Below are 15,002 nucleotides of genomic sequence, written 5' to 3'. Positions count from 1 at the left end.
AAAGACTTTGGGAGTACTTAGAGTTATAGGAATAGGTCCAGGTTCAATAGACAATATGAGTATAAGAGCTAAAAAAGCTATTGAAGAAAGCGATATAATTGTAGGATATACAAAATATATAGATATGGTAAAAGATCTAGTTAAGGATAAAGAAATTTATTCAACTGGAATGATGGGTGAAGAAGCTAGATGCAAGGAGGCTTTAGAACTTTCAAAAGACAAGAATGTAGCATTAATAAGTACTGGAGATTCAGGAATTTATGGGATGGCTGGTTTAATTCTTGAAATGAGAAGTGATGAGGACGTTGAAGTAATACCGGGAATAACAGCTTCAAGTTCGGCAGGGTCAGTAGTTGGAGCTCCTCTTATGCATGATAACTGTAATATAAGCTTAAGTGATTTAATGACGCCTTATGAAGATATTAAAAAAAGAGTGAGTTTAGCAGCAGAAGGTGATTTTGTAATTTCTCTTTATAATCCTAGAAGTAAGGGTAGAGATAAATACTTAAAAGAATGTATTGATATAATAAGAGAATTTAGACAAGATAATACACCAATTGCAGTAGTCAGAAATGCTTTAAGAGATGATGAAAGCTATACATTAGTTGAACTTAAAGATTTTGATTATGAAATTGTTGATATGATGTCTATTGTTATTATAGGAAACTCAAAAAGTTTTATTAAAAATGGATGTTTTATAACACCTAGAGGATATGCATCTAAGAAAAGAGATGTAGCAAAGTAATGATTGGTTTTATATTAGGAACTTCTGAAGGAAAAAATATAGTATCTTTAATTAACAAACATACAAATGATATTGCAGTTAGTACAGCAACAAGATACGGTGGAGAACTTTTAAAAGAACTTGATATTAAAAGTTTAAATACAAAGCCATTAAATGAAGAAGAAATGTTAAAGTGGATTCAGGAAAATAGTATAAATATTTTAGTTGATGCATCACATCCTTATGCACAGGAAGTTACTAAAACAGCATTGAAATGTTCTAAGAAGCTTAATGTAAAATATATAAGATATGAGAGATTAGGTGCATTAGAGAATATAAACGCTGGTGAAATCATAAGAGTTAAAAACTATGAAGAAGCTATTGATGCAATTAGTAATTTAAATGGAAATATATTAAATTCAACAGGTAGCAATAACTTTTCTAAGTTTTTACATATAGATTTTAATCATAGGATAATTCATAGGGTTTTGCCATCTTATGAAGTGTTAAAAAAAATGATAGATGGTGGAGTTAAGATTAAAGATATAATTGGCATGCAAGGGCCAATATCAGCACAATTAGAAGAAGCATTTATTAAGCAATATGATATTAAAGGTATTATAACAAAAGATAGTGGTTTGCAAGGTGGCGTACTAGAAAAATTTAAAGCAGTACAGAAATATAATATAAAGTTAATAGTTATAGAAAAACCAAAATTTAAATATGAATTAGAATTTAATGATGAAGAAAGTTTGATTTCTTTTTTAGTAAATGAATTAAAATAAAAGCTATGTTGTTACTATATAATTAGAGTTCTTAGCTTCAAATAGAGATTATCTATAGTGAAGATAGGAACTCATTATTTTATTATAAATAAAATAATGAATGGTAAATTACAAGAAACATTATAATAAATTGGGGGGAAAGTTATGAAGAGTAAGGAAGAAATTCTTAGACAAATTATAAGGAATATAGATAGTGTAGATAAAAATGTTATGGAAAAAGCAAAGGAACGAATGAATTCTCTTGCAAAACCATTAAATAGTTTAGGAAAGCTGGAAGAAATGTCAATAAGGCTTTCAGGAATAACAGGATATATAAAAAATACTTTGGATAAAAGAGCTATAATTATAATGTGTTCTGATAATGGTGTAGTTGAAGAAGGTGTTGCATCTACACCACAATATGTGACATTAGCACAAACAATTAACTTTACTAAAGGATTAACAGGAGTTGGAGTAATTGCTAAGGCTAATAATACAGATTTAAAAGTCATTGATGTAGGAATAAATAGTGATTTTACTCATTCATCAGTTTTAAATAGGAAGATAAGGAAATCAACTAATAATATAGCTAAAGGAAATGCAATGACTTATGAAGAAGCTATTAAGGCAATATTAGTTGGAATTGAAGCAGTGAAAAATGCAAAAGAAGAAGGCTATAAAATACTTGGAGTTGGAGAGATGGGAATAGGTAATACTTCAACAAGTAGCGCTGTTTTATCATCATTAACGGGTTGCAAAGTAGAAGATGTTGTAGGCTATGGCGGAGGACTTTTAGAGAAGGCTTATAAAAAGAAAATAGAGGTAGTAAAAAAATCAATAGAGATAAATAAGCCTAAAAAAGATGATCCTATAGATATACTATCTAAAGTTGGCGGATTTGATATAGCAGCAATGGTGGGAGTATTTTTAGGAGCGGCATACTATAAAATACCTGTTGTAATTGATGGATTTATATCAGTAGTTGCAGCACTTGTAGCATTTAGATTAAATCATAAAACTAAAGAATATATGTTTACTTCTCATGATTCAAAAGAAATTGGTTTTAAGATTGCAATGAAGGAACTTGAATTAGAGGCTATATTAAATTTAGATATGGGACTTGGCGAAGGAAGTGGTTGTCCTTTAGCTTTTTCTATAATGGACTCTTCATGTGCTGTGATGAATAATATGGCTACATTTGAAGAAGCTAAAATTAATGATAGTTATTTAGATGAGTTAAGAAAACTAAATTAAAATATGTGTAAAAATATGTTTAAGTAATAAAATCATTTTTATTACTTAAACATACATTAAATAATATAGTACCAAATTTAATTGATGTCTGTGTTTTAAAATATCATCATTCATTTAAAATATAGATTAATTATTAAATTCTAATGGATTAATAGTATTTAAATGTGGGTGAGATAATGATCAGAAATAATAAGAAAACAAATTCCAATAATATAAATAAATCTGACATTAAATTTAAACATACAAATGAATATAACGAAAATAATAATGATTCGAGTACAAATCAAACTGAGGATACAACTTCAGATATTAACATTCCTGAATTGTTAGAACAATTAAAGATTATTAATCTATCAATAAATGCACTATTCGTTATTATTATAGCTATACTCCAAAATATGGATTTCCTTTTTTGGCAAAGAGCTAAACTAATAGATAAAATAAATGGTACTAATTATGCTGAAAATCTTCTTGATAAAACTGACAATCCTAAGAATGCAAACATGTTAAATATTTATGCATCGGCAGTTTTCTTATGTATTAATTGGGAACAATTTCAAAAAATATCATCTACAAGCAAAGATAAAAAAGAAATTACAAGAGCATATGATAGTTTTATATCTAGTTTATTGATATTTATTGCTGCTTTAATTAGTCGTTATACATTTATTCCATAATATAAGGTTATATTATGATATGTAATTTTAAAAAATTATTAAAATATAAATCAAAATACTTTTATAAATAGAATAAATAAATTTATTATGGTAGAATACATGTTGAAAAGTTATTAAATACAACATCTCTTATTAAGTGTATTTAATAGCTAAATACACTTAATAAGAGGATATGGAAATGAAAAGAAGTTTAAAAATAGTAAGCCCTGTATATCAACAAATAGCAGCAGATATTGCTTCAAAAATAGCAAATGGACATTATAAAGTTGGAGAAAAAATATATGCACGTTCAGCATTAGCAGCTCAATATAGTGTTTCATCAGAAACGGCTAGACGAGCTATTTGTATTTTATCTGATATGGAAATTGTAGATACAGCTAAGGGTAGTGGAGTTACAATAAAATCATGTCAAAATGCAATTAAATTTGTAAAGCAATATGAAGATATTCAAACAGTGAATGACTTAAAAAAAGAAATATTAGGAAGTATAGAACGTCAAACACAAGAAAATAAATATCTCAAAGAACATTTATTAGATTTAATAGATAAAACAGATAGGTTTAAATCTATAAATCCATTCATACCATTTGAAATAAATATTAATAAAAATACGCCATATATAGGAAAAAATATATCTGAAATTAATTTTTGGCATAATACTTTTGCAACTATAATTGCAATAAAGAGAGGGGAGTCTTTAGTGATGTCTCCAGGGCCATATGCAATTTTTAGAGAAGGAGATATATTTTATTTCGTGGGTGATGAAGACTGTTATGAAAGAGTACAAAATTTTATGTATCCATAAGGATTTTAATAAAGACAATTATTCTGTTGTCTTTATTTTTTTGCCAAAAGTAACAACTTTATGATACAATAAAGTTGTTACTTTGCAAAAAGAGGAGGTTTTTCAGTGATAGAATTTAAAAATGTGAGTAAAGTTTTTAAAAATCAAACTGTTTTAAAGGATGTATCTTTTAAAATAGATAAAGGAGAATTAGTAAGTATTATTGGTGAAAGCGGTTGTGGTAAAACTACCACTTTAAAGATGATAAATAGCCTTATTAAACCATCTTCAGGTAAAATTTTAATTGATGGTGAAAATATTGGATTCAAGGATGTCATAAAATTAAGACGAAATATGGGATATGTTATTCAACAAACAGGATTGTTTCCTCATATGACTATTAGAGAAAATATTGAAATAATCCCGCGTCTAGAAAAAGTAAAAAAAGCTAATATTGAAAAGAAAACTTATGAATTAATGGATATGGTAGGATTGAATGCTGAGGAATATTTAGATCGTTATCCAACAGAACTTAGTGGTGGTCAGCAACAAAGAATTGGTGTTGCAAGAGCATTTGCAACAAATCCAGAAATAATATTAATGGATGAACCTTTTAGTGCATTAGATCCTATAACGCGTTTACAGCTTCAAGATGAATTAATTGATTTACAATCTAAATTAAGAAAAACTATTGTTTTTGTTACACATGATATGGATGAAGCTATAAGAATAGCAGATAAAATTTGTATAATGAATGGAGGAAGAATAATTCAATATGATACTCCAGAAAACATACTTAAAAATCCATGCAATGATTTTGTAAGTGAATTTATTGGAAAAAACAGAATATGGTCTTCACCAGAATTTATAAAGGTAAAAGATATAATGATTGATAATCCTATTACCTGTTATAAAAATATATCATTACTAAAGTGTATGGAAAAGATGAGGAGTTCAAAAGTTGATAGCTTAATGGTAATTGATAAATTTAATCATCTTTTAGGAATTGTTACAGCTAAACAAATACAAAATAATATGGATAGAAGTATACCAGTAGAAAATATAATGAATTCTGATTTTATAAAGGCATTTCCAGAGGATACAATTATAGATATATTGGAACTTGTTAAAGAAAATAAAATATCAAGATTACCAGTTGTTGATGAGTGTGGATGCTTAAAAGGTATAATAACGAAAAGTAGCTTAGTTACAACGCTAAGTGAGCAATTTTTAGATACTGAGGAGGTGGAATAAAAATGATGGGATTTTTAAATTATTTAATGGAAGCTAAATCTCAAATTTTTATGTTATTGATTGAGCATATAAAACTTACTTCAGTATCTGTAGGATTAGCAATTATAATTGCAATGCCATTAGGTATATGTATAAGTTATATAAAGAAAATGAACAAGCCTGTTATAGCAATAGCTAATATAATTCAGGCAATTCCTAGCATGGCACTTTTAGGGATTGCAATACCGTTTTTAGGGATAGGAACAACACCAGCCATTGTAATGGTTGTTTTATATTCACTTTTGCCAATAATAAAGAATACAAATACAGGAATTAAAAGTATAAATCCACTGACACTAGAGGCAGCTAGAGGAATTGGACTTACAAAGTTTCAAATTTTAGTAAAAGTTCAATTACCGTTAGCTTTACCTGTTATTATGTCAGGGGTTAGAATATCTGCTGTTACAGCAGTGGGTCTTATGACAATGGCTGCCTTCATTGGTGGAGGGGGACTAGGATATTTAGTATTTTCAGGAATAAGAACAGTTAATAATTATCAAATTTTAGCAGGTGCAATTCCAGCGTGTATATTAGCATTAGCAGTTGATTTTTTATTTGGATTAATTGAAAATTTAGTTACACCTGTAAGTATTCAAAAGGGAAATTCTAAACAAGGAATTTCCAAAGTAAAAAAGAATAAAAGACAAAAAAGTATTCTTGCACTTACAGCTTGTATAATATTAGGAATATTTATAGTAACTAATATATCAGCTAAAAGCAATGGTAAGACCATTACAATTGGAAGTAAGGATTACACAGAACAAGAGATACTTTGTAATATTTTTTCTGAAGCTATAGAGAAAAATACAGATATTTCTGTTAAACGTAAAAGTGCTCTTGGAGGCACACAAATTTGTTTTTCTGCGTTAAAAAGTGGCGATATTGATATGTATGTGGATTATAGTGGTACATGCTATGGAGATACATTAAAATATACACCTATATCTGATGTAGAAAAGGTTTATGACACAGTTAAAACTGATTTTAAAGATAAGTTTAATATTGAAGTATTAAACCAAATGGGATTTAATAATACTTACACTTTAGCAGTTAAGAAAGATACTGCTGAAAAATATAATTTAAAAACAATAAGTGATATTGCAAAAGTAGGAGATGAGTTAACAATATCTCCAAGTCTAGAATTTCTTAATAGAGAAGATGGAATTATTGGATTAAAAAGAACATATAATTTTAACTTTAAAGATGAAATTGGAATTGATGGAAGTCCCAAATATACAGCATTAATGAATAATGAAAGTGATGTTATAGATGCATTTTTAACTGATGGATTATTAAAGAAATTTGATTTAGCTGTCTTAAAAGATGATAAAAAGTTCTTTCCACCATACTATGCTATACCACTAGTTAAAGGAGAAACATTAGAAAAATATCCAGAAATAACTCCTATAGTTGAAGAGATAGCACCTTTATTAACTAATGAAGTAATGATAGATTTAAATTATCAAGTAGATGAGTTAAGAAAAGATCCAAAAGATGTTGCAATAGAGTTTTTAAAAGAAAATAATTTGCTATAAAATTTTTATAAAGACATATATAATAAAATAATATGATTAAGGAAAAGATAAATAAGCCAATGATATTAATTAATATATCATTGGCTTATGTTATAATTATTTTGAATTTAATACATATAATTTATATAATATAATGATAAGATATCTAATATATAAATGCTAAGTGAGTATAGTTAAAAGTTAGGTAATTCTATTAAAAGACTATTTTAGATATAAGAACTTTTCATTATATAGAAAACTTAAAATTATAAAGTACTTAAAACTTATAACAAAAAGTGAGGAATGAAGAGAATGGATTTAGGACTGATACATATTTATTGTGGAGATGGAAAAGGAAAAACTACAGCAGCTATGGGGCTCGGTATGAGAGGTGCAGGAAGAGATAAAAAAGTACTTCTTACTCAGTTTTTAAAAGATAATAATACAGGTGAATTAATTTCTATAGATAAAATTGGACAAAATTTTCAAATAGTAAAGGGAGAACCTGTTAAAAAGTTTTTTAAATTTATGACAGAGGAAGAACAAAAACACACAAAATTAGAACATGAAAAGAGATTTAAAAATCTAACTTTAAAAGCTAGAGAAGAAAATTTTGATATTCTTATATTAGATGAAATTATTGCAGCCACTAATTTAGAATTGATACCTTTAAATAGTGTTATAGATTTTTTAAAGAGTAAACCTAAAGGTCTTGAAGTAGTATTAACAGGAAGAAATCCTAATGAAAAATTAATAGAACTTGCAGATTATGTTTCTGAAATTCAAGCAATAAAACATCCTTATAAAAAAGGTATTAAATCAAGAATAGGAATAGAAAAGTAATATGAATTGTTTAATAATAGGGGGATCTAAAAGTGGCAAATCTAACACAGGTGAAAAAATAGCTTTATCTTTAAATAAAGATAAGGTTATATATATAGCTACTATGAGTCCTTATGATGATGAAGATAAAAAAAGAATAGAAAAACATATTATTAGCAGATTTGGATTAGGTTTTGTTACTTTAGAACAATTTAGAGATTTAAATGAAACAATAAAATATATAAATGAAAAAGATACAATCTTAATTGATAGTATAACTTCACTTTTAACTAATGAAATGTTTATAAAAAATGATATAATAAAATGTCCTTCATTAAAAATAATAAGTAATATTAAAGAAATAATAGATACTGTTAAAAATGTTGTAATTATATCAGACTACATATTTAATGATTCTATAGAATATGATGAGATAAGTGAAAATTATAAGAGAGAACTTGGTAAAATAAATAAAGAACTAGCTAAGATATGTGATACAGTTATTGAATGTAGCTTTAGTAATGTAAAAGTACATAAAGGAAATAATTTATTAAGTGAATTAGCTAAGAAGGGATAAATAAAGAGATGAAAAATTTATTTAAAGGGTTTATGATGTCTTTAAGTATGTTTACTATAATTCCAATGCCATATGTAGAATGGGATGAAGATGGAGCTAAAAACATGATGAAGTGTTATCCAATTATAGGCCTTATTGTAGGATGCGTATGGTTTCTAGGATATAAATTAATAAATTATTTAAATATATCTATAGTTTTAAAAAGTGCATTAATAATGATAATACCATTCATAATTACTGGAATGTTACATTTAGATGGATTTATGGATGTATGTGATGCTATTTTATCAAGAAGAGATAAAGAAGAAAAATTAAGAATATTAAAAGATTCTACAACAGGAGCATTTTCAGTTATATCTGTTATTATTTTATTTTTTATACAATTTGGTGCAGTTTATTCATTTTTAGAATATAATAAAAATCCATATATATTGATATTTTTACCTATAATAAGTAGAAATATAGTAGCATATTTTTTTATTACTATAATTACAATTAAAGAAAGTACATTAGGAAGCTATTTTACAAAAGGGACAAACATTAAAGACAAGGTTATTTTAATATTAGAGTTAGTCTTGGTATGTATATTGTTTGGAATTATACTTGGATATACTGGAATAGCAATTTTACTAATTGTTGCAGTGGCTATAAGCTTATGTGTGAAAAAATGCATTAATGAATTTGGTGGAATATCTGGTGATGTAGCAGGATTTTCTCTTGTTGTTGGAGAATTAGTAGGACTGTTTTCAGCATGTATATTTTTTTAAAGAATGAAAAGCTGATAAAATCTAAGTTAAAGTAAATAAGAGTTGAGAATTGAGAGTGAAGAGTGGAGAGTTGAGGAAAAAAATTCTTTGATGGAATTTTTCAAATATAATACTTTTTCAGAAAGTCTTTAGGACTTTCAACAAAAACTTTCAACTTTCAATTATCCACTCTTAACTAAAAAAAGGTTGGCACAGCCACTTTGTTCTAACATTATGTGAATACTTATATAAGGTATCAATGAAAGGAAATAGGAGATATGATTTTAATTTATGGTGGAGCATATAATGGAAAAAATGAATTTGTTAAAAAGAAATATAACTTAGAAAATAAAGATTTATTTTATTGCAATAATTCGAATTTAGATTTTTCATACAAAGTTATAATGGGATTACATATGTTTATAAAAGATTGTGTTTTAAAAAAAATTGATACTTTAGAGATAATAAAAGAAAATTTAGATATTCTTCAGGATAAGATAATTGTATGCGATGAAATAGGCTCTGGAATCGTACCTTTAAATAGAGAAGATAGATTATGGAGAGAAGAATGTGGAAAAGTACTACAATTTTTATCACAAAATTCAAATAAGGTATGTAGAATATTTTTTGGACTGGAGGAAGTATTAAAAGATGAGTAAAATTGAATTGTACCTAATTAGACACGGAAAGACATATTGTAATAAAGAAAAATTATATTATGGCAAAACAGATGTCTCATTATGTGATGAAGGTATTATAGATCTTATAGATAAGAAGAAAAACTATATATATCCTTTATGTGAAAAATATTTTACTAGTGGTTTAAAGAGAGCTAATGAAACTTTTGAAATTTTATATCCAAATGAAGAATATTATTTAGTACCAGAATTGTGTGAATATAATTTTGGTGAATTTGAGTTAAAATCTTATGAAGATTTAAAAGAAAATCCTAAATATCAAGAATGGATTATGGATGAGGTTGGAGAAGTTAAATGTCCTAATGGGGAGAGTAAAAAAGAATTTAAAGAAAGAATATTAAAAGGCTTTTTTAATTTAATATGTGAATTGAGTAATGAAAATATTAAAAGTGCATTAGCTGTTTTGCATGGAGGCACTATAGGAATGTTATTAGAAGAATTATATGACAATAAAAAAAGCTTTATAGAGTGGCAACCACAAGGTGGAGATGGATATAAACTTATAATATCACTAGAAAATGATGTAGAAATAACAAGTGTTAAAGAAATTTTTAAGATGTAATTTTAAAATTCAAAAGATTAAGGGTGGTTTATAGAATGATAGAATTAACTATTGGATTTATTTTGGATCTAATAATTGGAGATCCAGAAAATCCGATACATCCCGTTAGAATAATTGGAAATTTTGCTAGTAAATTAGAAAAAATATCTAGAAAGTTATTTAAGAATTATTTAAAGATAGGTGGCCTTATTACTTGGTTAATAATTATAAGTACTACATTTTTATTTAACTTTTTTATATTAAAGATTGTAAGTGATTTTAATAAGTATTTAGGTATACTTTTAGGTGGAGTAGTAATATATTTCTGTATTTCTGCTAAAGGATTAGTGACAGAAGGATATAGGGTTATTTCATTAGTAAGGAAAGATGATATTAATGCTGCTAGAAAGCAATTAGCCTTTATAGTAGGAAGAGACACTGAAAATTTAGATAAACAAGATATTATAAGAGCCGTGATAGAGACAATTGCAGAAAATATGTCAGATGGGATTATAGCACCAATTTTTTATGCAGGACTTGGAGGCGCACCATTAGCTATGGCATATAAATCAGTAAATACTTTAGATTCTATGTTTGGATATAAAAATGATAAATATATGGAGTTTGGATACTTTTCTGCAAAATTAGATGATGTATTTAATTATATTCCAGCAAGAATTACAGGAATTTTAATAGTATTATCAGCTATGATTTTAGGATATGATTATAAACGTAGTTTTAAAATATATAAAAGAGATAGATATAATCATTCAAGTCCTAATAGCGCTCATCCAGAAGCTGCAATGGCAGGCATATTAGGAATTCAACTTGGGGGAGCAAACTATTATTTTGGAAAATTAGTAAAAAAACAAACTATAGGAGATAGTATTAAGGAAATAGAGATTTTGGATGTAGATAAAACGTCAAAAGTACTTTATTGTAGTACTATTTTATCATACATATTATCAATCATATTAATTTTTATTGGAGGACATATCTATGGCTAATATAGGACATGGTGGAAATATAAAAGAAATAGCAAGACAAAAGGGAATTGATTATAATAATATAATAGATTTTTCATCTAATATTAATCCTTTAGGTATGTCAAATGAAGTAAAGAGAGCTATAATAGATTCAATGGATGATATTAAAAAATATCCTGATATAAGTTACATGGAATTAAAAAAATCAATATCTGAATATGAACAAATTGATAAATCGTATTTAATGTTAGGTAATGGTGCTGCTGAAGTGCTATTTAATATAGTTAAAGCATTAAATCCTAAAAAAGTATTAATACCTGTGCCAACCTTTTCAGAATATAAAGAAGCTGTAGAATGTGTAAATTCAAAAGTTGAATTATATAAAATGAGTGAAAATAATTCTTTTAAAATATGTGAGGATATTTTAGATAAAATTACAGAAGAAATTGACTTGGTTTTTATATGTAATCCTAATAATCCAACAGGAGTATTAACGAATAGAGAATTATTAATGAAAATTTTAATAAAGTCTAAAGAGAACAATAGTAAAGTTTTAATTGATGAATCTTTTATGGATTTTACAATAGGAGATTTTTCAATGGTTAATACTATAGAGGCTTTTGATAATTTAATTATACTAAAGTCGCTTACTAAATTTTTTGCTATACCGGGATTGAGAATAGGATATGGTTTATGTTCAAATAAGGATTTTACAAGTGAAGTTTATAAGATAACTCCAGCTTGGAATATAAATACACTGGCAGATGTAGCAACGAGAGTTTCTTTACAAGATAAAAATTATATGAGAAAAACAATACAATATATGGAAAAAGAGAAAGCTTTCCTATATAATAGTCTAAAGACGTTTAAAAGCTTAAAGGTATATGAGCCTAGTGTGAATTTTATATTTTTTAAAAGCAATTTAGATATTAATTTAAAATCAGAACTACTAAAACACAATATTTTAATAAGAAGTTGTAGTAACTACGATTGTTTAAATGAATATTATTATAGAGTAGCAGTTAAAAGTAGAGAAGATAATACTAAATTAATTTCTTGTATAAAAAATATACTTGGTAATAATGAATAGAATTTTTAAATAATAGAAAAGTAGATTTTAGATAACTATGGATATTTAATAATAAAATAAGCAGTTAAAGTATTATGTTAAAAACTGCAAAAGATGTTTTTGGAGGGTAGTATGAATAAAAAAAATATAATGTTTTTAGGTACAGCATCTTCAGTAGGAAAGAGTACTTTAGTAGCAGCACTATGTAGAGTGCTAAAAAATGAAGAGTTTAAAGTGGCTCCTTTTAAAGCAATGAATATCTCGTTGAATTCCTATGTAACCAAAGATGGTGCGGAAATGGGAAGAGCTCAAGTCGTACAAGCTGAAGCATCTAAAATAGAACCTAGTGCTTTAATGAACCCTATATTATTAAAACCAAGTGGAGGACATACTCAAGTTATAGTAAATGGAAAAGTTTATGATAATATAGAACCTTATAAATATAAAGAACTAAACAAGAAGTTAAAAGGTATTGTAAAAGAATCATATGATGAACTAGATAATGAGTATGAATTAATAGTATTAGAAGGATCTGGAGGCTGTGCTGAAATAAATTTAAAAGATAGTGATATAGCTAATATGAATATGGCTGAAAGTGTTGATGCACCAGTTATATTAGTTGCTGATATTGACAGGGGTGGAGTGTTTGCCACAATAGTTGGTACACTTCAGTTGCTAACAGAAAATGAAAGACAAAGAGTTAAAGGTGTTATAATAAACAAATTTAGAGGAAAGAAAGAATACTTTGAACCTGGTGTAAAACAATTGGAAGACATAATAAAAATACCTGTTCTTGGAGTAATGCCATATGAATACTTTGATATTGAGGATGAAGATAGTGTTACAGAAAAGATAAGTAATAAAGAATCTACTGAAGGAAAAAATATAGATATAGCTATAATAAGACTTTCTCATATGTCTAATTTTACAGATTTTAATGTACTTAACAGAATAAATGGAGTTAATATAAGGTATGTAGAAAGTACAAAGTATTTAAAAGATCCAGATGTGATTATTATACCAGGAACTAAAAATACAATTGAAGATTTGAGAATCTTAAAGGAAAGTAAACTTGCAGATGAGATAATTAAATTGCATGATAATGGCACATTAGTATTGGGAATTTGTGGCGGATATCAAATGCTAGGAAAGTTACTTCTTGATCAACAGGGTGTAGAAGGAAATACTTTTCAAGAAGAAGGATTAGGTTTACTTGATATAAAGACTAGATTTAATGAAAGAAAAGTAACTAAGCAAGTTGAGGCTCAAGTAGTATCAAATTTAAAAGATATTAATGAAATAGAAAATAAATCATTAGTAGGATATGAAATACACAATGGGATAAGTAAAGTTGGAAAAAATGTAAAACCATTTATAAAGGATTCTAAAGGAAAAGTCATTGGAGTTTGTGATAAAGAGGGATCTGTTGCAGGAACTTACTTGCATGGAATTTTTGATTCGGAGGAATTTACTAATGCATTTATTAATGCATTAAAGAAGAATAACAATTTTAATTTATCAGAAGATGATGAATTAAATAAGATATCTGATTATAAAAATGAGCAATATGAAAAATTAGCAAAAGTGTTTTCAGAAAATATAGATGTAAACAAAATAAAAGAAATAATGGGTATTTAAAATATAAAAGAGCTGTATTAAAATAATTTTATGAATTATTTTGATATAGCTCTTTCATAGATAGGATTTATAGAAATTTTATAATAGCTAGTATTATAAGAAGCACACCAGATAGCCAGGAGAGTTCAACGTTTATATTGTCAGCTAATTTTTTACCAATTATAACACCAATTGATACAGCTAAAAAGCCAATTATGAAACTAAGAATTATGACCTGAATATAATTTATACTTGTCAAACTAGAACCAAATCCAACTGCTAAGCTATCTAATGAAAGTGCAAGAGCTAGATAAAATGATTCTTTTGGACTTAAAGTTTTTGATTTATCAAAGTCAGCTTTTGTCTCATCAGCATAAACCTCAAGTACAAATTTAAAATCAAATAATTTAAATGTTAAAGGGGTATCTATTTGAGAGCACTTAGATATATAAGATTTAAATATGCATTCAAATAAACGATATATACCCAGTCCCATTAAAAGAACAAATCCTATCAACATAGGCAGATTACCTGGTAAAAATTTTTTTACGATAGCTCCAAGTAATAAGGAAATACCTAGTGTACATGTAGATACCAAATTTATTATTAAAGCAGATATTGGCGGGATTTTAATTTTAGATGTACCATAAGCAATGCTTGCAACAAAAGAATCTATACAGATAGATGATATTAATAAAATTGATTCAAGCATAGTAATACCTCGATAACTAATACATACTTATATATATTTTATATTATGAAGAAATACGATATTAGTTACAAAATGTGAGTGAAATGTAATAAATATTACATGATTAAATTTATCTAAGATTAGTATTTTTTATTTAGGCTCTGTTTTAGCAGAGTGTTGATATATGCATAAGCAAAGTGAGCGGAATAATTGAACTTAGGAATGCTAAAATGAGTATAGTCCCA

At 26.7% G+C, this 15,002-nt stretch carries 16 protein-coding genes; 15 read left to right on the top strand and 1 reads right to left on the bottom strand.

From position 1 onward, the window contains the following. Window positions 1-7: 7 nt before the first annotated feature. From cobJ to RGC78_RS10880, 15 genes are all read left to right on the top strand, one after another. Window positions 8-745: a precorrin-3B C(17)-methyltransferase gene (gene cobJ / locus RGC78_RS10950; protein WP_252213881.1), complete on the top strand. Its 738-nt coding sequence runs from the start codon at window positions 8-10 to the stop codon at window positions 743-745. Beyond that, window positions 745-1,509, top strand: coding sequence for a cobalt-precorrin-6A reductase (locus tag RGC78_RS10945; RefSeq protein WP_252225458.1), 765 nt, complete (start codon window positions 745-747; stop codon window positions 1,507-1,509). The genes cobJ and RGC78_RS10945 overlap by 1 nt, the downstream gene beginning before the upstream one ends. A 144-nt stretch (window positions 1,510-1,653) precedes the next feature. After that, entirely contained in the window at window positions 1,654-2,742 is a 1,089-nt protein-coding gene (gene cobT, locus RGC78_RS10940) for a nicotinate-nucleotide--dimethylbenzimidazole phosphoribosyltransferase (protein ID WP_252225457.1), read from the top strand. Between the two features lie 176 nt (window positions 2,743-2,918). Then, on the top strand, window positions 2,919-3,419 hold the full coding sequence (locus RGC78_RS10935; RefSeq protein ID WP_252213875.1) for a hypothetical protein: 501 nt from the start codon (window positions 2,919-2,921) through the stop codon (window positions 3,417-3,419). Between the two features lie 178 nt (window positions 3,420-3,597). After that, a complete protein-coding gene (locus RGC78_RS10930; protein ID WP_252213873.1) occupies window positions 3,598-4,224 on the top strand; it encodes a GntR family transcriptional regulator in 627 nt (208 codons plus the stop codon). Window positions 4,225-4,329: 105 nt separating this feature from the next. Then, the gene (locus RGC78_RS10925) at window positions 4,330-5,457 is read left to right on the top strand and encodes an ABC transporter ATP-binding protein (RefSeq protein ID WP_252213871.1); all 1,128 of its coding nucleotides are present in this window, start codon (window positions 4,330-4,332) and stop codon (window positions 5,455-5,457) included. 2 nt (window positions 5,458-5,459) lie between these two features. Further along, window positions 5,460-7,031 carry an ABC transporter permease/substrate-binding protein gene (locus RGC78_RS10920; protein WP_252213869.1) on the top strand — a complete coding sequence of 524 codons (1,572 nt, stop codon included), beginning with the start codon at window positions 5,460-5,462 and terminating at the stop codon, window positions 7,029-7,031. Window positions 7,032-7,322: 291 nt separating this feature from the next. Continuing rightward, on the top strand, window positions 7,323-7,853 hold the full coding sequence (locus RGC78_RS10915) for a cob(I)yrinic acid a,c-diamide adenosyltransferase (protein WP_309556642.1): 531 nt from the start codon (window positions 7,323-7,325) through the stop codon (window positions 7,851-7,853). Between the two features lies 1 nt (window position 7,854). Further along, window positions 7,855-8,409: a bifunctional adenosylcobinamide kinase/adenosylcobinamide-phosphate guanylyltransferase gene (locus RGC78_RS10910; RefSeq protein WP_252213865.1), complete on the top strand. Its 555-nt coding sequence runs from the start codon at window positions 7,855-7,857 to the stop codon at window positions 8,407-8,409. An 8-nt stretch (window positions 8,410-8,417) separates the two neighbouring features. Further along, on the top strand, window positions 8,418-9,176 hold the full coding sequence (locus tag RGC78_RS10905; protein WP_252213863.1) for an adenosylcobinamide-GDP ribazoletransferase: 759 nt from the start codon (window positions 8,418-8,420) through the stop codon (window positions 9,174-9,176). Window positions 9,177-9,433: 257 nt separating this feature from the next. Beyond that, a complete protein-coding gene (locus RGC78_RS10900) occupies window positions 9,434-9,814 on the top strand; it encodes a bifunctional adenosylcobinamide kinase/adenosylcobinamide-phosphate guanylyltransferase (RefSeq protein WP_252213861.1) in 381 nt (126 codons plus the stop codon). Next, window positions 9,807-10,415, top strand: coding sequence for a histidine phosphatase family protein (locus tag RGC78_RS10895; RefSeq protein ID WP_252213859.1), 609 nt, complete (start codon window positions 9,807-9,809; stop codon window positions 10,413-10,415). The genes RGC78_RS10900 and RGC78_RS10895 overlap by 8 nt, the downstream gene beginning before the upstream one ends. A 35-nt stretch (window positions 10,416-10,450) precedes the next feature. Next, window positions 10,451-11,401 (top strand): adenosylcobinamide-phosphate synthase CbiB, encoded by a 951-nt coding sequence (gene cbiB, locus RGC78_RS10890; protein ID WP_252213857.1) that lies wholly within the window; start codon window positions 10,451-10,453, stop codon window positions 11,399-11,401. Continuing rightward, window positions 11,394-12,470, top strand: coding sequence for a threonine-phosphate decarboxylase CobD (gene cobD / locus RGC78_RS10885; protein WP_252213855.1), 1,077 nt, complete (start codon window positions 11,394-11,396; stop codon window positions 12,468-12,470). Before cbiB ends, cobD begins: the two co-directional genes overlap by 8 nt. Window positions 12,471-12,581: 111 nt before the next feature. Further along, window positions 12,582-14,087 carry a cobyric acid synthase gene (locus RGC78_RS10880; RefSeq protein WP_252213853.1) on the top strand — a complete coding sequence of 502 codons (1,506 nt, stop codon included), beginning with the start codon at window positions 12,582-12,584 and terminating at the stop codon, window positions 14,085-14,087. A gap of 67 nt (window positions 14,088-14,154) precedes the next feature. Here the strand turns inward: RGC78_RS10880 and ytaF are convergent, their stop codons facing one another. Continuing rightward, a complete protein-coding gene (gene ytaF / locus RGC78_RS10875) occupies window positions 14,155-14,778 on the bottom strand; it encodes a sporulation membrane protein YtaF (RefSeq protein ID WP_309556641.1) in 624 nt (207 codons plus the stop codon). Between the last annotated feature and the right edge of the window lie 224 nt (window positions 14,779-15,002).

It is taken from the genome of Clostridium aquiflavi (assembly GCF_031344075.1).
Lineage (GTDB): Bacteria > Bacillota > Clostridia > Clostridiales > Clostridiaceae > Clostridium > Clostridium aquiflavi.
Note: the sequence above shows the minus strand (reverse complement) of the source record. Positions and strands in the feature narration are given on the sequence as shown.